General features: G+C 63.4%; 16 protein-coding genes. 13 read left to right on the top strand and 3 right to left on the bottom strand.

Translation table 11 applies throughout. From position 1 onward, the window contains the following. Positions 1-2: 2 nt before the first annotated feature. The 7 genes from astA to FG13_RS17115 all read left to right on the top strand — a co-directional run bounded on the left by astA (position 3) and on the right by FG13_RS17115 (position 11,487). A complete protein-coding gene (astA, locus tag FG13_RS17145; RefSeq protein ID WP_035822829.1) occupies positions 3-1,067 on the top strand; it encodes an arginine N-succinyltransferase in 1,065 nt (354 codons plus the stop codon). Beyond that, entirely contained in the window at positions 1,060-2,556 is a 1,497-nt protein-coding gene (astD, locus tag FG13_RS17140; protein ID WP_051959170.1) for a succinylglutamate-semialdehyde dehydrogenase, read from the top strand. The genes astA and astD overlap by 8 nt, the downstream gene beginning before the upstream one ends. An 11-nt stretch (positions 2,557-2,567) precedes the next feature. Next, complete coding sequence (gene astB, locus FG13_RS17135) at positions 2,568-3,908, top strand: N-succinylarginine dihydrolase (protein ID WP_035822826.1); 1,341 nt, start codon at positions 2,568-2,570, stop codon at positions 3,906-3,908. A 151-nt stretch (positions 3,909-4,059) separates the two neighbouring features. Continuing rightward, positions 4,060-8,787: an NAD-glutamate dehydrogenase domain-containing protein gene (locus tag FG13_RS17130; RefSeq protein ID WP_035822823.1), complete on the top strand. Its 4,728-nt coding sequence runs from the start codon at positions 4,060-4,062 to the stop codon at positions 8,785-8,787. Then, the gene (locus FG13_RS17125; protein ID WP_035822820.1) at positions 8,787-9,794 is read left to right on the top strand and encodes a succinylglutamate desuccinylase; all 1,008 of its coding nucleotides are present in this window, start codon (positions 8,787-8,789) and stop codon (positions 9,792-9,794) included. Before FG13_RS17130 ends, FG13_RS17125 begins: the two co-directional genes overlap by 1 nt. Before the next feature lie 146 nt (positions 9,795-9,940). Then, entirely contained in the window at positions 9,941-10,909 is a 969-nt protein-coding gene (locus FG13_RS17120) for a DUF2167 domain-containing protein (protein WP_081922620.1), read from the top strand. Positions 10,910-10,977: 68 nt separating this feature from the next. Next, positions 10,978-11,487, top strand: a complete 510-nt coding sequence (locus FG13_RS17115) for a DUF1993 domain-containing protein (RefSeq protein WP_035822818.1) — start codon at positions 10,978-10,980, stop codon at positions 11,485-11,487. Here FG13_RS17115 and FG13_RS17110 read toward each other — a convergent pair. Then, positions 11,484-12,056, bottom strand: coding sequence for a glycine zipper 2TM domain-containing protein (locus tag FG13_RS17110; protein WP_035822816.1), 573 nt, complete (start codon positions 12,054-12,056; stop codon positions 11,484-11,486). The two genes, FG13_RS17115 and FG13_RS17110, sit on opposite strands and share 4 nt — an antisense overlap. A 161-nt stretch (positions 12,057-12,217) precedes the next feature. Between FG13_RS17110 and FG13_RS17105 the strand changes: the two genes are divergently transcribed. Next, a complete protein-coding gene (locus FG13_RS17105; protein ID WP_035822814.1) occupies positions 12,218-13,330 on the top strand; it encodes an NADH:flavin oxidoreductase/NADH oxidase in 1,113 nt (370 codons plus the stop codon). 38 nt (positions 13,331-13,368) lie between these two features. Here the strand turns inward: FG13_RS17105 and FG13_RS17100 are convergent, their stop codons facing one another. Together FG13_RS17100 and FG13_RS29080 are read right to left on the bottom strand one after the other, a co-directional pair. Next, positions 13,369-14,829, bottom strand: coding sequence for a DUF3443 family protein (locus FG13_RS17100; RefSeq protein ID WP_161784186.1), 1,461 nt, complete (start codon positions 14,827-14,829; stop codon positions 13,369-13,371). A 47-nt stretch (positions 14,830-14,876) separates the two neighbouring features. After that, complete coding sequence (locus FG13_RS29080; protein ID WP_161784185.1) at positions 14,877-15,359, bottom strand: DUF2844 domain-containing protein; 483 nt, start codon at positions 15,357-15,359, stop codon at positions 14,877-14,879. A 611-nt stretch (positions 15,360-15,970) separates the two neighbouring features. Here FG13_RS29080 and FG13_RS17090 point away from each other — a divergent pair. From FG13_RS17090 to FG13_RS17070, 5 genes are all read left to right on the top strand, one after another. After that, positions 15,971-17,554 (top strand): ABC-F family ATP-binding cassette domain-containing protein, encoded by a 1,584-nt coding sequence (locus FG13_RS17090; protein ID WP_035822812.1) that lies wholly within the window; start codon positions 15,971-15,973, stop codon positions 17,552-17,554. A gap of 254 nt (positions 17,555-17,808) precedes the next feature. Further along, a complete protein-coding gene (locus FG13_RS17085; RefSeq protein ID WP_034778908.1) occupies positions 17,809-18,267 on the top strand; it encodes a RidA family protein in 459 nt (152 codons plus the stop codon). 130 nt (positions 18,268-18,397) lie between these two features. Continuing rightward, positions 18,398-19,828, top strand: a complete 1,431-nt coding sequence (locus tag FG13_RS17080; RefSeq protein ID WP_035822809.1) for an amino acid permease — start codon at positions 18,398-18,400, stop codon at positions 19,826-19,828. 412 nt (positions 19,829-20,240) lie between these two features. Further along, positions 20,241-21,713, top strand: coding sequence for an amino acid permease (locus FG13_RS17075; protein ID WP_081922617.1), 1,473 nt, complete (start codon positions 20,241-20,243; stop codon positions 21,711-21,713). Positions 21,714-21,780: 67 nt separating this feature from the next. Continuing rightward, positions 21,781-23,733: a S9 family peptidase gene (locus FG13_RS17070; protein WP_235211755.1), complete on the top strand. Its 1,953-nt coding sequence runs from the start codon at positions 21,781-21,783 to the stop codon at positions 23,731-23,733. Positions 23,734-23,744 lie beyond the last annotated feature (11 nt).

Raw genomic sequence — 23,744 nt, 5'->3', positions numbered from 1 at the left:
TTATGCTAGTAGTACGCGCCATCAACGCCAATGACCTCGATGCCCTGTATGGCCTGGCCAGCCAGGTCGGCACCGGCATGACCACCCTCAAGCCGGACATGAAAATGCTGGGCGACCGCCTGGCCATCGCCTGCGCCTCGTTCGCCGAAACCATCCCGCCCGAAAAGCGCGACTACATGTTCGTCATGGAGGATACGGATACGGGCCGCCTGGCCGGCGTGTGCGCCATCAAGGGCGCCGTGGGCCTGGACGAACCGTTCTATAACTACCGCATCGGCACCCTGGTCCATTCCAGCCGCGAACTCGATGTGTTTACGCGCATGGAAACCCTGTACCTGTCGAACGACCTGACGGGCAGCACGGAACTGTGCTCGCTGTTTCTGCACCCCGATTACCGCAGCGGCAACAACGGCAAGCTGCTGTCGAAAAGCCGTTTTCTCTTCATCGCCCAGTTCCCGCAGCTGTTCACGGAAAAGCTGATCGCGGAAATGCGCGGCTACCAGGCACCGGACGGCAGCTCGCCGTTTTATGAAGGCCTGGGCCGCCACTTCTTCAAGATGGATTTCCACCACGTCGACGATTTGACGAGCCTGGGAAAAAAATCGTTCATCGCCGAACTGATGCCGCGCCAGCCCATGTACGTGGCCTACCTGCCCGACGAGGCGCAGGAAGTCATTGGCAAGGTGCATCTGAGCACGGCGCCCGCGCGCCGCCTGCTGGAACAGGAAGGCTTGCACTTCGAAGGCTATGTCGATATTTTCGACGCCGGTCCCGTGCTGCAGGCGCGCGTGTCCGAGTTGCGCGCCATGCGCGACAGCATGCCGGCGGTGCTCGACGCCGCGACTGTGCCAGTGCCTGCACCTGAAGTGTGCGGCGACGTTGCCCAGACCGAGCCTTACCTGGTGTCGAACACCGACCTGAAAGATTTCCGCATGATCGTCACCAGCGCCAATCCACACAGCGGCAAGATCGCGCTCGATGACGATGAACTGCATCTGCTGCGCTGCCATCACGGCGACACCGTGCGCACCTTGTCACTCAACCCGAGGAAGCATCCCCATGTCTAAATCGTCCAACCTTAATTCATCTACCGCAGCATCGAACTTCATCAACGGCGCCTGGCTGCCGGGCACGGGCCGCGAACTGCTCACCATCGACCCGTCGACCGGCAAGCAGACCTGGGCCAGCCTGGAAGCGACAGAGAATGAAGTCGAACAGGCTTGTCAGGCCGCCCGCGCCGCCTTTGAAGCGTGGGCAGAGACGCCCGTCGAAGAGCGTATCGCCATCTGCGTGCGTTTTCGCGAACTGCTGAAGGAACATGCGGAAGCGCTGGCGCTGCTGATCTCGGAAGAAGTGGGTAAACCCTTGTGGGAGTCGCGCACGGAAGTGGCCACCATGGCCAACAAGATCGATATCTCGGTGCAGTCGTACAACGCGCGCACGGGCATCACGCAAAGCAAGATCGCCGATGGCGACGCCGTGCTGCGCCACCGCCCGCATGGCGTGTTCGGCGTGTTCGGCCCGTACAATTTCCCCGGCCACCTGCCGAACGGCCACATCGTGCCGGCCCTGATCGCCGGTAACACCATCGTCTTCAAGCCCAGCGAATATGCACCGCGCACGGCCATCAAAACCGTGCAGCTGTGGCAGCAGGCCGGCTTGCCCAATGGCGTCGTCAACCTCGTCAACGGTGGGCGCGATACGGGCGTGGCCCTGGGCGCCAATCCACACCTCGACGGCGTATTGTTTACGGGTTCGTGCCAGACGGGCATCAGCCTGCACCGCCAGTTCGGCGGCCAGCCGGGCAAGATGCTGGCGCTGGAAATGGGCGGCAATAACGCTTTGGTGGTGTGGGACGTCAAGGACGTGGACGCGGCCGTGCACCACGCGATCTTCTCTGCCTTTGTTTCGGCCGGCCAGCGCTGCACCTGCGCGCGCCGTTTGGTGGTGCAGGATAACGCCGCCGGCGCCGCCTTCATCGCGCGCCTGGTGGAAGTGGCCGCGAAACTGGGCATCGGCGCGTCCGACGCCCAGCCGCAGCCATTCATGGGTCCAGTGGTATCGAGCGCCGTGGCCGCGCGCCTGGTGCAGGCGCAATCGGACATGGTTGCCAAGGGCGGCACCACCTTGCTGCAGATGCGCCAGTTGAATCCCGAGGCGGGCTTTGTCACGGCTGGTATCGTCGATGTCACCGCTGCTACCGGCATCCCCGACGAGGAATGGTTCGGCCCACTGTTGCAAGTGATCCGCGTGGCCGATTTCAACGCTGCCCTGAAGGTCGCCAACGCCACCGAATTCGGCCTGGCCGCGGCGCTCCTGTCCGACGACCCGGCCCTGTGGCAAACCTTCCAGGTACGCGCGCGCGCTGGCATCATCAACTGGAACCGTCCGACCACGGGCGCGGCCAGCACGGCGCCGTTCGGCGGCGTCGGCAAGTCGGGCAACCACCGTCCGAGCGCGTATTACGCGGCCGATTACTGCGCCTACCCGGTCGCCTCGATCGAGAACAGCGCGCTGGAAATGCCGGCCAAGCTGTCGCCCGGCCTGAATTTTTAAGGAAACTCCCCATGCACAGCACGCGTGAATACAATTTTGACGGCCTGGTCGGGCCATCGCATAACTATGCCGGACTCTCGTTCGGCAACGTGGCCTCGTTCAGCAATGTGAAAAGCGCTTCGAATCCGAAGCAGGCCGCCTTGCAGGGCCTGGCCAAGATGCGCGCCCTGGCCGCGCGCGGCTTTGCGCAAGCCTTGCTGCCGCCGCAGGACCGGCCGAATTTCCGCCTGCTGCGCTCCATCGGCTTCACGGGCACGGATGCCGAGGTGCTGGCGCGCGCCTACAAGGAATCCCCTGTGATTCTGGCCTGCGCGTATTCCGCCTCGCCCATGTGGACGGCGAATGCCGCCACGGTCAGCCCGTCGGCCGACACGCAAGATGGCCGCGTGCATTTCACGGCCGCCAACCTGAATAACAAGCTGCACCGCGCCTTCGAGCACGCGCAGTCGGCGCGCAGCCTGCGCGCCATTTTCAGCGACGACAAGCACTTCGCCGTGCACGAGGCGCTGCCGTCGACGCCCGCCTTTGGCGACGAGGGCGCGGCCAACCACACGCGTTTGGGTGCCAGCCACGGCGCGCCATCCGTTGAATTGTTCGTGTATGGTCGGGTGGAGTTCGACCCTTCCGCGCCATCGCCGAAGCGCTATCCGGCGCGCCAGACGCTGGAAGCGTCGCAAGCCGTGGCGCGCCTGCATGGCCTGGACGCGAAGCGCACAGTGTACGTGCAGCAGAATCCGGACGTGATCGACCAGGGCGTGTTCCATAACGACGTCATCGCCGTCGGCAATGGCAATGTGCTGTTCTACCATGAACAGGCGTTTGCCGATGAAGAGGCAAGCCTGTCGCAGCTGCATCGCGCCATCGCCGCCACGGGTGCCGAGTTGCACGCGCTGCGCGTGGACACGGGCCAGGTACCGATCCAGGATGCGGTGACCAGCTATCTGTTCAACAGCCAGTTGCTGACGAAAGAGGGCGGCAAGATGGCGCTGGTGATACCGCAGGAGTGTCAGGAAAACCGCGCCGTGTCGCGCTACCTGGAAGGTCTGGTGGCCAGCGGTGGTCCGATTGACGAACTGATTCATTTCGATCTGCGCCAGAGCATGCGCAACGGCGGCGGGCCCGCCTGCCTGCGTTTGCGCGTGGCCCTGATGGAAACCGAGGCGCGCGCCATGCATCAGGGCGTGATCATGACGGAAACGCTGTACCATCGGCTGGTGCAGTGGGTGGAAAAACACTACCGCGACCATCTGGAGCCGGGCGACCTGGCCGATCCGCAGCTGGCGCTGGAAGTGCATGCGGCGCTTGAAGAATTGACGATCATCCTCAACTTACCGGGATTGTACGACTTGTAGGCGATAGAAAAACACACAGAAAATCCGAGACAACTATCCGTAGCACAGACAGAATTGGACGGGCGACCCCCGTCTCTTGACACCGCTGCCGCCCAGCCACAAGCCCGAACGACAGCGTTGGACATTCACATTACCGTAATGGAGATGCAAGATGAATCACACGCCACAAGATTTGCGTACACAAACGCTGGAGTTGATTAACGCGGCTGGCAATGCAGGCAAGGCGGCAGCGCCTGTCGTGCAGCTGGTGCAGGCATGGCTCGATTCGCTCGACGCCGAAGACCTGGCCGACATCGCGCCCGACAGCCTGGCACCCGTGCTGGTGGACGGCTTCACGCAAGCGGCCAAGCGCACCGGCAACGGCTGCCAGATTGCCACCCTGCGTTATGCGGATGGCCGTGGCGGCATGGCGAGCGCCTTGCTGATCCTGAACGAAGACATGCCTTACCTGGTCGACTCCATCGTCATGACCATGCGCCGCCAGCACCTGGCCGTGCGCGGCGTGATGAACACCGTGCTGCCCGTGCGCCGTGCCGCTGACGGTAGCGTCGAAGCGGTGCGCCAGCCGGGCGACCCGCTCGAATCGTATGTGCTGGTGCTGCTCGACGAAGAGCTGGCGCCGGAAGCCCTGGCCGCGCTGGTCACTGCCATCGACATGGTGGCGCGTGACGCCGCCATCGTGCGCCGCGATGCCGCCGCCATGAGCGAGCGCCTGGCCACCGTGGCCACGGCCGCAGCGCAGCATGGCGAAGAAGGCGCGGAAGTGGCCGCCTTCCTGGAATGGGTCCGCAGCGGCGGCTTTGAAGTCTTCGGCTACGCCTATTACCGCGTCAAGCCGGGCGTGCGCGAACTCGAACGCGACATTCCCAGCCGCGTCGGCGTGCTGCAGGATACGGCGCATCCGGTCTACGGCACCTGCCTGGCGAATATCCCGGGCGACTTCGACACCCTGGCCAAGCGCGACTCGGCGCTGTCCATCGTCAAGGCCGACGTGGCGGGTACTTTGCACCGCGACCAGCAGCTGGACTTCATCGGCGTGCGCGACATGGATGCGCAAGGCGCGATCCTGGGCGAGCATTGCTTCGTCGGCCTGTTTACCCGCGCCGGCAATTCCACCCCGCTGGCCGCGCTGCCGTTTGCGCGTGGCCGCGTGGCCAAGGTACTGAGCCTGGCCGGCGTGCGCCAGCAAGGCTTCCGCGCCGAGAAATTCCGCGAAATCCTCGAATCGCTGCCGCGCACGGAAGCGCTGGAAGCGGACCTCGACTGGCTGGCGCAAGTGTGCGGCGCCGTCGTCTCGCTGTACAAGCAGCCGCGCACCAAAGTCTTCGCGCGTCGCGACGTGTATGCGCGCCACCTGAACGTGCTGGTCTACCTGCCGCGCGAGCGCTACAGCGCCAGCGTGGCATCGAGCCTGGCAAAAGCCCTGCAAGCCAGTTCCGGCGCCACGCATGTGAGCACGCAGACCCTGGTGGCAGACGGTCCCCTGGCGCGCGTCTACCTGATCGCCCACGCCGCGCGCTACCCGCTGGACCTGGAAACGGATATCGAACAGCCGCTGCTGAGCGTGCTCGATGGCTGGCATAACGGCTTTGCCGCCGTGGCCGACGCCGTGCCCGACGTGGCCCTGCGCACCAGCCTGCGCAAACTGTGCGCGACTTTGCCGCTCGATTACGTGGCCGCCACCGCGCCGGCCATCGCCTTCCGCGACCTCGACACCATCCTGCGCAACACCGATCCGGCGCACGTGGCCGTGCGCATCGAGACGGGTGCCGTTACCACCATCCGTTTGTACTCGGCCAACAAGGTGCCGCCGCTGTCGACCATCCTGCCGGCCCTGCACAATGCGGGCGTGGCCATCGACCGCGAACAGGCGTATTCGGTTTCGCTGTCCGACGGCACGCGCTATTTCGTCACCAGCCTGACGGTCGATGCCGCCAGCGCGGCGAAACTGGCGCAACCATCTGTTGTCGCCGTGGCGCAGGAATTGTTTGCTTCCCTGTTCAACGACACGGCCGAAGATGGTCGCCTGAATGGCCTGGTCATTGAAGGCGGCTTGTCGACGCGCGAAGTGCAATTGGTACGCGCCTACACCAGCTACTGGCGCCAGACGGGCAGCCGCTTCTCGGTGCGCTACATTGCCGAAAGCCTGCGCAAACAACCGGCCCAGGTCAAAGCCCTGGTCGAAGCCTTCCTGCAGCGCTTCGATCCTTCGCTGTCCGACGCGCAGCACGCGCAAGCCCTGGAAAGCATCGCCGCCATCAAGGCCGGCCTGCCCTCCGTGAACCATGCCGATACCGAGGAAATCCTCGGCGCGCTGGCCGACCTGATGGCCGCCACCCTGCGCACCAGCTACTTCCAGAACAATCAACAAGGCGACAAGATCATCTTCAAGTTCGACACCAGCAGCCTGGCGCTGGTGCCGGAACCGCGTCCTTACCGCGAGATTTTCGTCTTCTCGCGCCGCTTCGAAGGCGTGCACCTGCGCGGCGGCCCTGTCGCTCGTGGCGGCTTGCGCTGGTCGGACCGCATGGAAGACTACCGCACGGAAGTCCTGGGCTTGGTGAAAGCGCAGATGGTGAAAAACGCCGTCATCGTGCCGGCTGGCGCGAAGGGTGGTTTTGTCTGCAAGATGATGCCGAAGGATGCCGTGCGTGAAACCATCGCGGCCGAAGGCGAAGCCGTCTACCGCCTGTTCATTTCCAGCCTGCTGGAAGTGACGGACAACCGCTCGCTGGGCAATATCGTCCCGCCAGTCGACACCGTGTGCTTCGATGACGCCGACCCGTATCTGGTGGTCGCTGCCGACAAGGGCACGGCCACGTTCTCGGACATCGCCAACGGCATCGCCGTGCAGCGCGGTTTCTGGCTCGGCGACGCGTTTGCCTCGGGCGGCTCGAACGGTTACGACCACAAGAAACTGGGCATCACCGCCAAGGGTGCGTTCGAAGCCGTCAAGCGCCACTTCTATGAAATGGACCACGACCTCAATACCACCCCGATCACCATGGTCGGTGTGGGCGACATGTCGGGCGACGTGTTCGGCAATGGCGTACTGCTGTCGCGCCAGCTGAAACTGGTGGCCGCATTCGACCACCGCCACATCTTCCTCGATCCGACACCGGACGTCGCCGTCTCGTTCGAAGAACGCGCGCGCCTGTTTGCCTTGCCGCGTTCTTCGTGGGACGACTACAACAAGGACTTGATCTCGGCAGGCGGCGGCGTGTATCCGCGCACCGCCCGCACGATCGAACTGTCGCCGCAGATCCGCGCCGCGCTCGATATCGCGGAAACTGCGCTGGCGCCGGAAGAACTGATGCATCGCATCCTGAAGTCGCCCGTGGACCTGTTCTACAACGGCGGCATCGGCACCTACATCAAGGCGTCGACGGAGAGCCACGCGCAAGTGAAGGACCGCGCGAATGACCACATCCGCGTCAGCGGCAATGAGCTGCGCGTAAAAGTCGTTGCCGAAGGCGGTAACCTGGGTGCGACGCAGGCGGGCCGTATCGAGTTCGCGCTGGCCGGTGGACGCATCTTCACCGATGCGATCGACAACTCGGCCGGCGTGGATTGCTCGGACCATGAAGTGAACGTGAAAATCTGGCTGGACGTGGAAGTCAATGCGGGCAAGCTGACGGAAGCCGAACGCAATCGCGAACTGTATGCGATGACGGACGACGTCGAGCGCCTGGTCTTGCGCGACAACACGCAGCAGACGCATTTGCTGGTGCGCGAGTTGCAGGCGCAAAGCGAAAGCGCCGTGCAGGATGGCTATGCCGCGCTGATCGCCAGCCTGGAAGAAGAAGGCGCCCTGTCGCGCGAACTGGAGCAACTGCCGTCGGTGGCCGAACTGGCACGCAGGAAGAGCGATGGCCGCGGTCTTACCACGCCGGAACTGGCGGTGGTGATCGCCAACGTGAAGAACCGCTTCAAGCGCATCCTGTCCGCCTTGCCGTTGACGGGCGAAACATGGGCCGAGCCGGTCCTGAAACCGTACTTCCCGTCCCTGCTGGTGGAAACGCGTTCGGCGCTCGACCACCCGCTGGCCAACGCCATCCTGGCGACCGTGCTGGCCAATGAAGTGATCAACCGCTGCGGCCCGCTGATGATCCGCAACCTGGCGGCGGAACATGGCGTGGACGAATCGACCGTGATCCTGGCCTGGGGTCAGGCATGGGTGGCGCTGAACCTGGCGCCCGTGTTCGATGCGCTCGATGCGGACGCCTTGACGATTCCACGCGACGTGTCGATCAAGGTCGACGCGCAAACGCGCGTGCTGCAGCAAACCATGATCGCCGGTGTGCTGTCGGTGCCGGCCGAGCAATTGCGCGGCGCCGGTCTGGCCGAACTCACGCGCCTGTTTGGCGCGGAATCGAAGCGCGAGCTGCTCAAAGCCGTTGGCATCAAGTCGGAAGCGGCGCTGGTGCCGGGCTTGAGTCCGGCCTTCGTGCAGGCGTGGGATGCGGTCGACGCGCTGGAAGTCGTGGCCGGCTTCCTGTTCCCGGCCCTGTCCGTGCCGCGTCCTGCTTCGATGGATCTGGCCGCCTTCCTGCAAGTGGGTCTGGCCCTGCGCAGCCAGGCGGGCATCGACACGCTGGAGCGTGGGCTGAAGCTGGCCGCGCAAGGCAAGTCGCAGGAACAGTTGCGCAACTACGCGCAGCAAGCGCTGCGCCGCACGCAACAGCGTCTGCTGACGCAGGTGCTGGCGCGCGCCGAGCAAGGCAATGCGGGCCAGGCCGTCGATGCCGTGACGGGCGCGCTCGGCCTGTCGGCCTATGTGGCAGCGACGGAACTGGAGCAAGCCATGCTGGACGTGTGGACCTTGTCGGAAGCCGTGAATAAAATCACGGCGAAAACCCCAGCGGAAGCGGCGGTGTAATGACGCAAGAAGTAACGCAGGTAATAGCACCGGTAGTAACACCGGTAGTGCAGGCGCTGGCGCAGGCCGATTTCAGCGGCGTGGCGCAGTTGTTTTCGGACGCCGGTTTCACGGTGGCCTTGCCGGCGCCCGGCATGCTGCAAGTCGTCAAACCGGGAGCCGGCCGCGCCAGCGTGGCCGTCTCGGTGGGCGTGCATGGCGACGAGACGGGGCCGATTGAAGTGCTGGCGCATCTGCTCGACGCCTTGTCGCGCGATGCGTCCGCACTGGCCGTCGACCTGCTTGTCTGCGTGGGCAATGTCGATGCGATCCGGGCCGGCAAGCGTTTTATTGACGCCGACCTGAATCGCATGTTCCGCCCCGTGCGGGGCAGCCTGGCGCAAGCGGCGGAAAGCGCGCGCGCCGATGAAATGATCGCCGCCACGAAAGCGTTCTTTGAAGGGGCGGGCCCCGTGCGCTGGCACCTGGATTTGCACACGGCCATCCGGCCTTCCGTGTATCCCACGTTTGCCATCGTGCCGGACCTGGTGGCCGACGACGCCAAGGCGCAGCTGATCGCCTGGCTGGGCCAGGCGGCCATCGGCGCCATCATCATGAACCCGCAGTCGGCCGGCACCTACAGCTATTATTCGGCCGAGCATTTCGGCGCGGCCGCCAGTACGGTGGAGCTGGGCCGCGTGGGCACCCTGGGGCAGAACGATTTGTCCCTGTTCGACGACGTGTCGCGGGCGCTGGACGGCTTGCTGCGGGGCTTGCCTGCGCAGCCGGTCAAGGCGCAACCGCACGTGTTCAAGGTGGCGCAGGAAATCATCAAGCACAGCGATGAATTCCGCATGGCGTTTGATCGCAGCACGCAGAATTTCACGTCCCTGCCGCAGCACGCCGTGATCGCCAGCGATGGCGACCACGTCTACACGGTGCGGCACGCGGAAGAACTGGTGGTGTTTCCGAACCCGGACGTGCGCGTGGGTTTGCGTGCGGGCTTGATGGTGGTGCGTACCTCCTGATCGTCCAGCCAAGCACGGCATCAAGCGCCAGCCGGGGAAACCCGCCTGGCGCTTTTTTCATAAAAAGATGCCGCACAGAAATAATTATCCATTAAGCAATCAACTGGTTTAAAATATTTGCCCTTTTGTAAATTCCTGGACCGATCATGTTGAAACGCCTGCTGACAGCGCTGCTGTGCCTGACCCTCTCCGGCCTGACGGCTGCCGCCCCTGCCGAGGAAAAGGCTGCTGCAACGGAAATGACGGCCGAGCAATTCCTCGCCCAGTTGCACCTGCAGCGCGGCAAGATCACTTTGCCGGGCGGCATCGCCACCCTGGATTTGCCCGCCAACTTCCGTTATTTGTCGCCGACGGACGCCGAGCGCGTATTGGTCGACGCCTGGGGCAATCCTCCGGGCATGGAATCGCTGGGCATGATCGTGCCCGCCAAGATCAGCGTGCTTGAGCGCGATAGCTGGGGCGTGGTGGTGACGTATGAAAAGGAAGGGCATATCAAGGATGACGATGCGGACAGCATCAAGTACGACGAATTGCTCAAGGATATGCAGGCGTCCGTGCTGGAAAACAATGCGGAGCGCAAAAAGCAGGGCTATCCCGGCATCCATTTGATGGGCTGGGCGGAAAAACCCAGCTATGCCAAGGATACGCACAAGCTGTACTGGGCCAAGGATTTGATGGTCGATGGCGGCGAGCACTCGCTGAACTACAACGTGCGCGTGCTGGGCCGTGAAGGCGTGCTGAACCTGAACGCGATTGCCAGCATGCAGCAGATCGCGACGATCAAGAAAGAGATGCAGCAAGTGACGGCGTTCACGGAATTTACCGACGGTAACCGCTACACGGATTTCGACAGCAAGACGGACAAGGTGGCCGAGTATGGCCTGGCGGCGCTGGTGGCTGGTGGCGTGGCCAGCAAGCTGGGCCTGTTTGGAAAATTGCTGGCGCTGCTGCTGGCCTTCAAGAAAGTGCTGCTCCTGGCCGTCGTGGGCGGCGGCGCGGCCATCTTCAAGTTTTTCACTGGCAAGCGCAAGGACAAGCCGGCGCCGATACAGCCGCAGGAGTCCGTTGAACAGCCAGCGCATTTACCGGACGGCAAGGTCAACCTGGACAAGTAAGCTTGTGTGCGTACCCGCAGGCGGCGCCTCGGGTACACTGATTCATCGTTCACTATCAGGAGTCCGCCATGTCCGTGTCCATGTATCAGGCAACCATTCCCGTCTTCATCCGCGGCTTGCGGGTCGTCTCGGCCCTGCTGGAAAAAGCGCAAGCCCATGTGGAGGAAGATGGCATCGTGCCCGAGATTTTACTGGGCGCGCAGCTGGCGCCCGACATGCTGGACTTGACGGCGCAGGTGCAGCGCGCCAGCGATACGTCGAAGATGTCGGTCGAGCGCCTGAGCGGCGTGCCGTCGCCGAAGTTCGAGGATAACGAAGCATCGTTCGAGCAGCTGCAGGAACGCATCGCCAATACCATCGCCTACATCGACAGCGTGAATGCGGGCCAGATGGCGGGCAGCGCGCAGAAGGAAGTCGTGCTGAACTGGACGGACGAGGGGACAACATTCTCGGGCGACGATTACCTGCTCAGCTTTGCCTTGCCGAACTTCTATTTCCACGTCTCCATGGTCCACGCCATTTTGAGAAACAATGGCGTGGCCGTGGGCAAGCTCGACTATCTGGGACCGTACGATTAACGTTGTGGCTGTTGCACCTGGTTCTGCACCGCATTGCCCAGCATGCCGCCGCCGATCACGCCGGCCACCGTCGCCAGCGCCTTGCCGCGGCCGCCACCGACCTGATTGCCGATCAAGCCGCCGATGACGGCGCCCGTGCCTATGCCCACGTAGTTCGGTTGTGCCGGTGCCGGCGCAGGCACTGGCTGCTGGCGCACGGGTTCGCGGTAGGCCGTGTCGCGGTAGCCGTCGTTGTTGTCATTGTAGGCAGGACGCGCTTGCGCCACTTGCGTGTGGCGCACGACGCGCTTGTGCACGACGGGCGCCGGTGCCGGTGCCGGTGCCGGGGCGGCTTGCGCGACGACAGGCGCGGCCACCGGTGCAGTCACGGGAGCGGCCAAGGCAGCGGCGCTGGCCGGCGTCATGGCGGCCACGTCGGCAGGGATGGCTGGCGTGGCCGGCACGTTCGCCCGCGAATTGGGCAGGATGCCGGCGATGGACGCCGCGCCCACCAGGCACAGGACCGTCACGGAAATGGCGGCGCCTGCCATCAAAGGGTGGATGCGGCTGGCGGTAGTCGTCGTGTTCATGTGTTCTCCTGGGGTGGTGCTGCGGGTGTTATTGATGTGTCCAGATTAGCGGCTGCGCCGGCCCAAGGCTAGCCCTTGCGCTGTATCAAACGTAAGCAGGTGTAAGCCGCGCTTTGCAAAGCACAGTAGAATCGGTGCTTCCCCTTTTCCGAAAGTCCGCCATGAGCCAGCTATTCACGCCATATGCCCTTGGCCCCTTGCAGGTGGCCAACCGCATCGCCATCGCGCCCATGTGCCAGTACTCGGCCGACAACGGCAACGCCACCGACTGGCACATGATCCACCTGGGTCACCTGGCCCTGTCCGGCGCGGGCTTGCTGATGACGGAAGCGACGGCCGTCTCGCCCGAGGGACGCATCTCGGCCGAGGACCTGGGTCTGTGGTCGGATGCGAATCAGACGGCGCTGTCCAACGTGGTGCAGGCCATCCGCCGCCATTCTCCGATTCCGCTGGTGGTGCAACTGGGTCACGCGGGGCGCAAGGCGTCGAGCCGCGCGCCATGGCAGGGCGGTGCCTGCGTGCACCTGGCCGACGGTGGCTGGCAAACGGTGGCGCCATCGGCCATCGCCCATGCGCCCGGCGAAACCGTGCCGATCGCCCTCGATGAAATGGGTTTGCTGCAGATCAAGGGCGCCTTTGTGGCGGCTGCGCAGCGCGTGCATGCGCTCGGCATCGAGGGCATCGAACTGCACGCGGCGCACGGTTATCTGCTGCATCAGTTTTTGTCGCCCCTGTCCAACCAGCGCACGGATGCGTATGGCGGTAGCCTGGAAAACCGCATGCGCTTTCCGCTGGAAGTGGTTGAAGCCGTGCGCGCCGCCGTGCCCGCCACGGTGGCCGTGGGCGTGCGCATTTCCGCCACCGACTGGGTCGAAGGTGGCTGGGAAATCGAGCAAAGCGTGCGTTTCGCGCAGGAACTCAAGCAGTTGGGCGCCGACTTCATCCATGTCTCCAGCGGCGGCATTTCGCCGCAGCAGCAAATCCCCGTGGGCCCCGGCTACCAGGTGGCGTTTGCCGAGCGCATCAAGCGCGACAGCGGCTTGCCCACGATTAGCGTGGGCTTGATCACGGAAGCGCAGCAGGCGCAAGACATCATCGCCAACGGCCAGTCCGACATGGTGGCGCTGGCGCGCGCCATCCTGTTCGACCCGCGCTGGCCCTGGCATGCGGCGGCCCAGCTTGGCGCGCAAGTGCAGGCGCCACCGCAGTACTGGCGCTCGCAGCCGCGCGAATTCAAGAACCTGTTTGGTGACACGACGCTGGGCCAGCGCTAAGTCTCGGGCGGGAGCGTCTTTCGCTGCCAGCTGGCGGCTTAAGGCGTATGGGTAAAGGCGGGGCCCGTGGCGCTCACTCCCACCGCGGAGCGGCCATCGATCAGCATGCCAACGGAGCGGCCAAAGAAGAAGCTCGCCCCCATGTTCAAGGTCTGGTAAGGCGCTCCGACGGCGCCAGCCAAACCCTCAAACGCATGGGCGCCCGGATTTGCGTTGAACGCGGCCAATGCGTCGACGGTGAGGATGGAGACGGTCGATACTGTGCCGGCGCGGCCAGTGTTCGAGGCAGTCAGCGACAGGGCGCCGCCGGGGCAGAAGAAGGAGGCGATTGCACCACCGCAGGAAATGAAGTTGCCGCCAGCCGGGAAGAAGTTAATGGTCGAGCCGCTGTCGATGAAGCTGTTGCTCAAGGTGCGGCCATTGAAGTCCGACGAAAAATAGCCGAGATTGGTGGCGCCCAGTACCGAACTGCCCGCCGGCAGGGCATTATTCGAGCGGGTTCCCAGGCCAAAGATCAGCATGCCATCGGCGCGGTTGGCAACATGGTTCGACAAGGGGGGCAAGATGATGATGTTGCCGTTGTTGTCGGCGCCAAAGCCTGTGAGGGGATTGCCAACCTGGTCAGCCAGCGGCACTGGAATTTGGCGGCATGGAGCCGACGAGCACGCGTAGTAGACCGGAGCGGCGAAGACAGTGCACGCGGAGCCGCAGTCTTGCGCGAACAAGCCCACGCCAATGATGCCCTTGGCGCCCATGTCCGCGGCCGTTTTCAGCAGGGTGCCCTGAGTTTGGCAACTGGCAGGGATGCTGGCAAATTTGGCATCCGGATCGGCGATGATCTGGATCGCCATGTTGGTGGCCAGTTTGCCGCCTTGATTGGTGCCGCCCATGCGGATGTCGGCCTTGCGGACGCTGCCCCAGGTGGTGCCGGAAATGAAAGAAATACACTGGCCCAAAGGCTCGCCGCCCGAGGTGGCGCTGGCCAGGCTCCCCAGCAACTGGGAGGGCATGTCGGCGGCAAACACGCGCAGGCCGACCGAGCCGGTGTCGACCAGGACATGGTCGATGACGGCGCAGTTGCTGGCGTTGCCCGGAGCGCAAATTTTGACATCGACAAAGATTGCATTCGGCGTATTGCCGTTACCGTTCGCGGGGCCGGCATCGACATAGACAGGCGCGACATTGTCGTCGCCGATGACGGCGGCGACCGGATTCAACGGCGAGCCGCCGGGCTTGTTCTCTGGCGGCTTGATGATGATCGGTGGATCGATCGGGGTGACGGGGGGATCGGTGACCACAGGTGGCGCCACCACGACCGGTGGAGTGACGACAGGCGGTGCCACCACTGGCGGTATCACGGGCTGGGTCCCGTCCGCGGGGGATGGAACGGATGAGCCGGAGCCGCCGCCGCAAGCGCTCAGGGCAATGGCGCTGGAGAGGGCAATGGCGGCGGACATCATTGTCGCGCGGCAGCGGTGCGCGAAGGAGGTCGTTTTCATGGAATCCTTGATGGTGTTGAGTTGGAATAGCGGGGGAAGGCGGGCGCTTAGCGCAGCTTCGCCAGGTCAAAGCCTGCGGGTAGCCGCGAACTCAGGTAGGAGTAGCCCGCATAGGCGCGCAGGTGTCCGCTTGAAACGATGGTCCAGTCGCCGGCGGTGGCATTGAGCAGGCGCGGCGAGCGTATCCGCGACGAGCGTTGGGCGACCTGGGCGCGATCAAGGGCGGGTTTGTAGGCGCCCAGCAGGGATGCCAGGTCGGGCATGGTTGGGGCGGCCCACGACACGGCGAAGACGAAGCCGCCGGCATCGGCATACTCCGTGGCGACACCGCCATCGGGCAGGGCTATCCTGTGGCTTGAATACGGCAAACTCGTCGAGGCCGATGCGTCCAGGACGGTTGAAAAGGAGCGCGCGTGCATGGCCTTGGCGTCGGCGACGGGGCCCTGGGCCGGCGAGATGATGTCGCCCAGGCCTGCCTGGGCGACAGGAGAAAAAATGCACAGCAGACATGCCAGGACAGCGGGGAGCATGGAGACACGCGCATGGCGCCACATTGGCGCGGCTCTGCGGTTGGCAAATTGTCGCCAGTATGCATCGCGCCGATTCGATGGCCAGAAAATAGTCGCTGCGGCTAGCGCAGGCGAAGAAGAGGACGCCATCGCCAGGTGGTTTGTGAGTCGCGCTGGCCCGCTTCGTGGATCATTAAACATACCGACACCTTTTCATTTTCTAATCATAAATAATCGCCACTCTTTACGACTTGCGTCATTGCGAGTCTGCAGGGAGGCGTCTCTATCGGCAATTGTTCGAATGCCGCTCCGGCACCGGCGTCCACCGCTGTGATGGGCCACGGTGGATGGAATTCTTGCTTTGCGACAAGAGGGAAAATACAGTAGCCGTTGAGAAAAAGATTGAATCTGTCCGACACATGCCGATCAAGTTGAAAAAACAGGCTCTGTCATCGGCAAGTAGGGAAATGTCGGAATCTTCTGCTAAACTCCGGTTTCTTCCCTCATTCCTTCCAGGACGCTTCGACATGCGCCATTGATACTGCCGTGCTGTGCACGGCCTCGCCCATCCCGCCACAGCGCCTTGCGCCGCGCGGGTTCGCCAGCCCTGTCTGCACGTACCAGGAGTATCCATGCCCGCATTACTACAACTCGACCGTCTTTCCTTTGTGCTGCCCGATGGCCGCACCCTGTTTTCCGATTTGCAATTTGTCTTTGCACCGCAACGTATCGGCCTCGTCGGCGATAACGGCGTGGGCAAGAGCGTGCTGGCGCGCCTGCTGGCGGGCCAGGCGCAGCCGTCTTCCGGTACCGTGCGCTGTGACGGCAGCGTGCATTACGTGGCGCAGGAACTCGATCCGCAGCGCTATCCCACCGTGGCGGCCCTTGCTGGCATGCAGGACTTGCTGGCGGCGCTGGCGCGCATCGCCGAAGGCAGCGTCGATGAAGCCGATTACGCGCTCGTGGGAGATCGCTGGGATGCCCACGCCCGTTTGCGCCAGGCGCTCGATGCGCTCGATTTGCGCCATGTCAATGCCGCCACGCCCACGGCCAGCCTGAGCGGCGGCGAACGCCAGCGCATCGCCCTGCAAGGGGCCTGGCTGTCGCAGGCGGACTGGCTGGTGCTCGATGAACCGAGCAACCATCTCGACATGCAGCAGCGCGCCCGCCTGGTGGCGCAGATGGCGCGCTGGCCGGGCGGCTTGCTGCTGGTCAGCCATGACCGCGGCTTGCTGGAGCACGTCGATGACATCGCCGAGCTGTCGCCGCAGGGCTTGCGCAGCTATGGCGGCAATTACGCCATGTATGCGCAGCAGCGCGCGCTGGAGCAGGCCGGTTTTGCGGCCGCCCTGCAGGCGGAAAAGGCGGGCGCCAGACGCGAACAGCGTGAAGCGCAGCAGCAGGCCGAACGTCAGCAGAAACGGGTGGTGCGTGGTGAAAAGGACGGCCGCGAAGGCAATCAAAGCAAGCTGCTGCTCGACGCGCGCAAGGAGAAAAGCCAGGATAGCCAGGGCAAGCTGCGCCTGCGCGCGCAAGAGGCGCAGCAGGCGCGCCAGCAAAGGGTGATGGATGCCAGCGCCCGCTGCGCGCCCGAGGCCGAACGTCTGCTGCTGGCGCCCGACAGTGCCGTGCCGAACGGCAAGCTGATCCTGGAATTGCGCGATCTGGTCTTGCCCTATGGCCAAGCCCAGCCTGTGAGCCTGGTCATCAGCGGCGCGCGCCGCCTGGCCGTGACGGGTAATAATGGCAGTGGCAAGTCGACCCTGTTGCGCGTGATCGCCGGCCAGCTGGCGCCCGCCAGCGGCGAGCTACTGTGCCATGCGCGGATGGCGTGGCTGGACCAGCATGCCGGACTGCAAGACGGCGAGTGGAGCGCCGTGCAGCGCTTGCAGGCACGCAACAGCCTGCTGCCGGAAGGCGAGCTGCGCACGCGGCTGGCGCTGCTGGGCATTGCCGGCGCGCGCGCCACCATGCCCAGCCGTTTGCTCAGCGGCGGCGAGCGCATGAAGGTGGCGCTGGCGGCCGAACTGTATGCGCAGGCGCCGCCGCAACTGCTGCTGTTAGACGAACCCGACAATCATCTGGACCTGGCCAGCCTGCAGGCGCTGGAGCAGATGCTGCTGCAATATCGGGGCGCGCTACTTATGGTTTCGCACGACCAGGCATTTCTGAAGGCGATAAACCTTGACCCCGAGGGCTTGACATTGCATCAGTGACAATTTAATGAAAAAAGTCACGCTCGATGCCTGTAGAGCATGCTTCATGAACCGATGCTGAATTTTGTTTGATTGTCGGTATAATCCACTGAATAACCGGGCCTATTTGTGAACTAAAACTGCTGGTTCACCAATATGATGACGTTTAATCTGGCACTGTTGTCGGTCACTACCGCGCTGCCAGGGCGTCATCCTGCGTGCCCTGCCGTGCATGAATTTTGGTTTCGCTTATATTGTTTTCTTGGAGAAATAGCATGTCGTTTTACGAAAAACTCAAAGCCCTCAACATCGAACTGCCAGTCGTTGCCGCGCCAGCTGCCGCCTACGTGATGCATGCCCGCACGGGCAACACCGTCTTCCTGTCCGGCCACCTGGCCAAGAAGGATGGCAAGGTATGGGTTGGCCAGCTGGGCAAGGACGTCACCACGGAAGAAGGCAAGATCGCCGCGCGCGGCATCGCCATCGAGCTGATCGCCACCCTGCAAGACGCGTGCGGCGGCGACTTGAACAAGGTCAAGCGCATCGTCAAGGTCATGAGCCTGGTCAATTCCACCTCCGCATTCACGGAACAGCACCTGGTGACCAATGGCGCTTCGGAACTGTTCGTCGAAGTCTTCGGCGACAGCGGCAAGCACGCCCGCTCCGCCTTCGGCGTGGCGCAAATCCCGCTGGGCGCTTGCGTCGAGATCGAGCTGATCGCCGAACTGGCCTGACGCAGTAGCCTGACCACATGAGCATGCCGGCGCTCAGCCGCCGGCCAGCCTTTTCCTCCATTCCAGCAAGAGCGGAACCGCCATTGGGGTGGAGGGATCGGTGTATTCAAGAAAAAAACGGAGACACGTAATGAAAACGAGTGAACAAGGCTTGCACCGCGGCCTGGGCGAGCGGCAGATCCGCCTGATGGCGCTGGGCGCCGCGATTGGCGTGGGCCTGTTTTTGGGTTCCGGCAACGCGATCAAGATGGCCGGCCCCGGCATCATGCTGTCGTACATCATCGGTGGCGCGGTCATCTTCATGATCATGCGCGCACTGGGCGAAATGGCCGTGCACAATCCCGTGGCCGGCTCCTTCAGCCGCTATGCCCAGGATTATCTGGGTCCCCTGCAAGGCTATCTGACGGGCTGGAACTACTGGTTCCTGTGGCTGGTCACGTGCGTGGCGGAAATTACCGCCGTCGCCATCTACATGGGCATCTGGTTCCCCGACACGCCGCGCTGGATCTGGGCCTTGGCGGCCCTCGGTTCCATGGGGGCCATCAACCTGCTGGCCGTGAAAGCCTACGGCGAGTTCGAATTCTGGTTCGCCCTGATCAAGGTGGTCACCATCATCCTGATGATCATCGGCGGCACGGGCATGATCGTCTTCGGTCTCGGCAACGATGGCGTGGCCATCGGCATCTCGAACCTGTGGACGCACGGCGGCTTCTTCCCGAACGGCGCGCAGGGCGTGCTGATGTCGCTGCAGATGGTGATGTTTGCCTACCTGGGCGTGGAAATGATCGGCCTGACGGCCGGTGAAGCGGCGAACCCGAAGAAATCGATTCCCGACGCCATCAATTCCGTGTTCTGGCGCATCCTGATTTTCTATGTCGGCGCACTGTTCGTGATCCTGTCGATCTACCCATGGAATGAAATCGGCACCACCGGCAGCCCCTTCGTCATGACGTTCGAACGCCTGGGCATCAAGACGGCTGCCGGCATCATCAACTTCGTCGTGCTGACGGCGGCCCTGTCGTCGTGCAATGGCGGCATCTTCAGCACGGGCCGCATGCTGTACAACCTGGCGTTGCAAGGCCAGGCGCCGAAAGCGTTTGCGGAAACCACGGCCAGCGGCGTGCCGCGCCGCGCCATTTTGGTATCCGTCTTCGCGCTGCTGCTGGGCGTGCTGCTGAACTATCTGGTGCCGGAAAAAGTGTTTATCTGGGTCACCTCGATCTCCACCTTCGGCGCCGTCTGGACCTGGGGCGTGATCCTCGTCACGCAGATCCAGTTCCGCAAGACCTTGACGCCGCTGGAAATCAAGAACCTGGCCTTCCGCATGCCGTTCGCGCCGTATGGTTCCTGGATTTCGCTGGCCTTCCTGGCGCTGGTGATCGGCCTGATGGCGTATTTCCCCGATACGCGCATCGCCCTGATGGTGGGACCGGCCTGGCTGATCCTGCTGACGGTGCTGTACTACGCGCTGGGCCTGGCGCCGAAAGCGCGCCGCGACGATGTGCCGCAAGGCTACGAAGCGGGCTGGCCGCCGGCCGATGCGCCACACGGCAAGAAGTAATTCAGCTGAACTGAGCTGAGCCAGAAGCGCGCCCCTGCCCCTGCAGCGGCGCGCTTTTTCTTTCATGGAAGCAATTTTTTCTTCAGCAGCACTCTTGCGGGTTTAGCGGCGCACGCCAGTCGTTGTTTCCTTACATCAAAGTTCTGTTTAGCTGAGCCGATGAAAGCCCTATAATCGCTTAGTTTTGAGAATGGACGCGATCTTTCCGGTTTTTTGCCAGGTAGGGCCGGAGCGCTATTTGTTTTTACCCGTCATGTTCCGAACAACACCTGACAAAACCGTAGCGAGCGGATGTGAGTCGTGGCTAAGAAGCGCAGCTGTGCGAATGCACAGTGAGCATCGCAGGCCGCGAATCGCGACGCGCAGTAGGTTTTTGCAGGTGTTTAAGTGCATGCCTCATAAAGGAATGTTAGTGAGCCAAACCCTGGTCCAGAAACTCTGCCGCACCAAGCCGATCGATACCACGGTCGAATATGGTGAAGGCCTCAGCAGCAGTGGCTTGAGCCGGTCCATCGGCCTGTTTTCCCTCACCATGATCGGCGTCGGCGCCACCATCGGCACGGGCATTTTCTTTACCATGGTCGAAGCCGTCCCCAAGGCGGGTCCTTCGGTCGTCCTGTCTTTCCTGATCGCCGCCATCACGGCCGGCCTGACGGCCTTGTGCTATGCGGAATTGTCGTTCCGCATACCCGCTTCCGGCTCCTCGTATTCGTTTGCCTACGCCACCGTGGGCGAGTTTCTTGCCTTCATCATGGCCGCCTGTCTGCTGCTCGAATACGGCTTGGCGGGCAGTGCCGTGGCCATCGGCTGGTCGTCCTACTTGAACAACTTCCTGGAAAACGCGTTTGGCTGGCACATCCCGGAGATGCTGCGCACGCCGATGATCGTTTCTGGCCCGCATGGCATGGAGTTTCATGCCGGCCACATCAACCTGCCGCCGATCTTTTTGATCTGCATGTGCGGCTTCCTGCTGTTGCGTGGCGCCAAGGAATCGGCCCTGATGAACGCCATAATGGTCATCATCAAGCTGGCGATCCTCGTGTTTTTCATCGTCATCGCGTTTTCCGGTTTTAACGCCGACAATTTCTTCCCCTTCTTCAATACCGACAACAGCAAGGGCTTTGCCGGCATGACGGGCGTCACGGCCGCGGCCGGCACCGTCTTCTTCTCCTTCATCGGCCTCGATACGGTGGCGACGGCGGGCGACGAAGTGAAAAATCCCACGCGCAATGTGCCGCGCGGCATCCTCGGCGCCTTGCTCATCGTCACCGTGTTTTATTTGCTGGTGGCCGTGGCCGCCCTCGGCGCGCAACAGGCGAAATTGTTCGAAGGCCAGGAAGCGGGCCTGGCGGTGATCCTGCAAAACGTCACGGGCAAGACCTGGCCCGCGCTGGTGCTGTCGGCCGGCGCCGTCATTTCCGTCTTCAGCGTGACCCTGGTGACGATCTACGGCCAGACGCGCATCCTGTTTGCCGTCAGCCGTGATGGTTTGATCCCGAAATCGTTCCAGAAGATCCACCCGCGCACTCTGGTGCCGGTCAGCAATACCATCATCGTCTGCCTGGTGGTGGCCGTGGTGGCCGGTTCCGTCGATGCGACTTACCTGTGGGACATGGTCAGCATCGGTACCCTGACGGCCTTCATGGTCGTCTCGATCGCCGTGCCCGTGCTGCGCCACAAGCAGGGCGCCAACCGCATCGAAGGCTTCAGCGTGCCGTTCGGCCCGTACGTGATTCCGGGTCTGAGCATTCTGGCTTGCCTGTACATCATGCGCGATTTGCCGCATACGACGTTTGTCGTGTTCAGTGTGTGGATGGCGGTGACGGTGGCCATTTACTTCCTGTACAGCATGCGGCATTCGCATCTGGGCAAGAAGGCCCGCTAATGCAGTCTGTTCCATCCGAAACCGCCGCGCTTGCCGGCGGTTTTTTTTATTTCTAACCGGAATTTACATGATGAAAATAACTGATCTGGCCGCTTGCGGCTTGCTGGCAAGCAGCCTCCTGGCCACCCTGGCGCAGGCCGCGTCTGCATCCGAGCCAGCATTGCGCGATTACCGCGCCGTGGCCTTGTCGGCCAATGGCCAGCGCATCGCCGCCATCGAGTCGAGCAGGGTGGAACAGCCACTGCCGCAGCGCCCGCATGCGGTGATCGTCGTGCGCGACGCCGCCAACGGCGCCATCGTGCAGCAATTCGATCCGTGTGCCGTGTGTTCCTACGACAAGCCCAGCTGGTCGCCGGACGGCAGGCAACTGGCCTTCATCGGCTATGACGCCAAGGCGGGCACGGCGCAGCTATATCTGGCCACCCTGTCGCAGGCGCCGGTGCGGATGTTGACCAGTATCAAGGGCGTAGCCAGCACGGCGCGCTGGTCGCCGGACGGCAAGCAGCTGGCCCTGCTGGCGACGGTGGGCGCGCGCAAGCTGGCCGGCGCCGTCGAGGCGGGCGCGCGCCAGGTGGGCGAAGTGGGCAGCGAAGACGATGCCCAGCGTATCGCCGTCGTGCCGGTCAGCGGCGGCGAGCCGCGTCTGCTGTCACCAGGCGACACCTATGTGTATGAATACAGCTGGACGCCCGATGGCCGCGGCTTTGTTGCCACCAGCGCGCAGGGCAATGGCGATAGCAACTGGTGGGTCGCCAAGCTCAGCCATATCGATGCGGCCACGGGCGCCCTGCGCGTGATCGCGTCGCCGGCCATGCAGCTGAACCTGCCCTCGGTCTCGCCGGACGGCAAGACGGTGGTCTTCATCGGCGGCCTGATGAGCGATTTCGGCTCCATCGGCGGCGATATCTACACGGTGCCGCTGGCTGGCGGCACGCCGCGCAATCTCACACAAGACTACCGCGGCACCTTCAATGGCGTCGTCTGGCGCGGCGCCGGCTTGCTGGCGACGGCCCTGATCGATTCGCAGCTGGCGCTGGTGCCCGTCGATGCGCAGACCGGCCCCAGCCAACCTGTGATGCTCGGTGAACTGAGCAGCAGCGGCAGCGATGGCCGCTTGTCGTTCAGCGCCGATGGCCGTCACGCCGCCGCCGCGCAGGAAGATTTTACGCACGCCAGCTACCTGGTGGCGGGACCGGTGGGCCAGCTGAAAAAGATCACGCGCGACAATGACGGCTTTGCGCCACAACTGTCGGTGCAGAACGTGGGCTGGAGCAACGAGCAATACAAGGTGCAGGGCTGGCTGCTGGGACCGTTGAAGACGGAGGCAGGCAAGCGCTACCCGATGGTCGTCAACGTGCATGGCGGCCCCGGCGCGGCTGCCTCGCCCCGTTATGTAGCGGCGAGCACCCTGATCCACGAATTGACGCAAAAAGGTTATTTTGTCTTCCTGCCCAATCCGCGCGGCAGCTTTGGCCAGGGCCAAGCCTTTACGCGCGCCAACATGGCTGACTTTGGCGGCGGCGACTGGCGCGACATCCTGGCCGGTATCGACGCGGTGGAAAAAGTGGCGCCCGTCGATGGCCAGCGCCTGGGCCTGATCGGCCATTCATATGGCGGCTTCATGACCATGTGGGGCGTCACGCACAGCGACCGCTTCAAGGCGGCTGTGGCGGGCGCGGGCGTGTCGAATTGGATCAGTTATTACGGCCAGAACGGCATCAATCAGTGGATGATCCCGTTCTTTGGCGCCTCCGCGTATGACAATCCGGCCGTCTACCGCAAGGCGTCGCCCATCGAATCGATCAAGGCGGCCAAGACGCCGACCCTGATCTACGTGGGCGAGCGCGACGTGGAAACGCCTGCCGCCCAGTCGCTGGAATTCTGGCACGGCTTGCGTGCCATGGGCGTGCCGTCCAGCCTGTTCATCTACGATGGCGAAGGCCATTCCTTCCGCAAGCCCGAGCACCAGCGTGACTTGCAGAAGCGTACTATCGGTTGGTTTGAACAATACCTGAAGTAAGCTGTGCAGGC

The organism is Janthinobacterium sp. RA13, from assembly GCF_000745325.1.
Lineage (GTDB): Bacteria > Pseudomonadota > Gammaproteobacteria > Burkholderiales > Burkholderiaceae_D > Janthinobacterium > Janthinobacterium rivuli.
Note: the sequence above shows the minus strand (reverse complement) of the source record. Positions and strands in the feature narration are given on the sequence as shown.

Excerpts from the sequence above, each read along its gene's own strand:
- astB (WP_035822826.1), top strand. The coding sequence starts at position 2,568 with ATGCACAGCACGCGTGAATACAATTTTGACGGCCTGGTCGGGCCATCG.
- FG13_RS17120 (WP_081922620.1), top strand. The coding sequence starts at position 9,941 with ATGTTGAAACGCCTGCTGACAGCGCTGCTGTGCCTGACCCTCTCCGGC.
- FG13_RS17110 (WP_035822816.1), bottom strand. The coding sequence starts at position 12,056 with ATGAACACGACGACTACCGCCAGCCGCATCCACCCTTTGATGGCAGGC.
- FG13_RS17080 (WP_035822809.1), top strand. The coding sequence starts at position 18,398 with ATGAAAACGAGTGAACAAGGCTTGCACCGCGGCCTGGGCGAGCGGCAG.
- FG13_RS17070 (WP_235211755.1), top strand. The coding sequence starts at position 21,781 with ATGATGAAAATAACTGATCTGGCCGCTTGCGGCTTGCTGGCAAGCAGC.
- FG13_RS17125 (WP_035822820.1), top strand. The coding sequence starts at position 8,787 with ATGACGCAAGAAGTAACGCAGGTAATAGCACCGGTAGTAACACCGGTA.
- astA (WP_035822829.1), top strand. The coding sequence starts at position 3 with ATGCTAGTAGTACGCGCCATCAACGCCAATGACCTCGATGCCCTGTAT.
- FG13_RS17130 (WP_035822823.1), top strand. The coding sequence starts at position 4,060 with ATGAATCACACGCCACAAGATTTGCGTACACAAACGCTGGAGTTGATT.
- FG13_RS17085 (WP_034778908.1), top strand. The coding sequence starts at position 17,809 with ATGTCGTTTTACGAAAAACTCAAAGCCCTCAACATCGAACTGCCAGTC.
- astD (WP_051959170.1), top strand. The coding sequence starts at position 1,060 with ATGTCTAAATCGTCCAACCTTAATTCATCTACCGCAGCATCGAACTTC.
- FG13_RS17105 (WP_035822814.1), top strand. The coding sequence starts at position 12,218 with ATGAGCCAGCTATTCACGCCATATGCCCTTGGCCCCTTGCAGGTGGCC.
- FG13_RS17100 (WP_161784186.1), bottom strand. The coding sequence starts at position 14,829 with ATGAAAACGACCTCCTTCGCGCACCGCTGCCGCGCGACAATGATGTCC.
- FG13_RS29080 (WP_161784185.1), bottom strand. The coding sequence starts at position 15,359 with ATGCTCCCCGCTGTCCTGGCATGTCTGCTGTGCATTTTTTCTCCTGTC.
- FG13_RS17090 (WP_035822812.1), top strand. The coding sequence starts at position 15,971 with ATGCCCGCATTACTACAACTCGACCGTCTTTCCTTTGTGCTGCCCGAT.
- FG13_RS17115 (WP_035822818.1), top strand. The coding sequence starts at position 10,978 with ATGTCCGTGTCCATGTATCAGGCAACCATTCCCGTCTTCATCCGCGGC.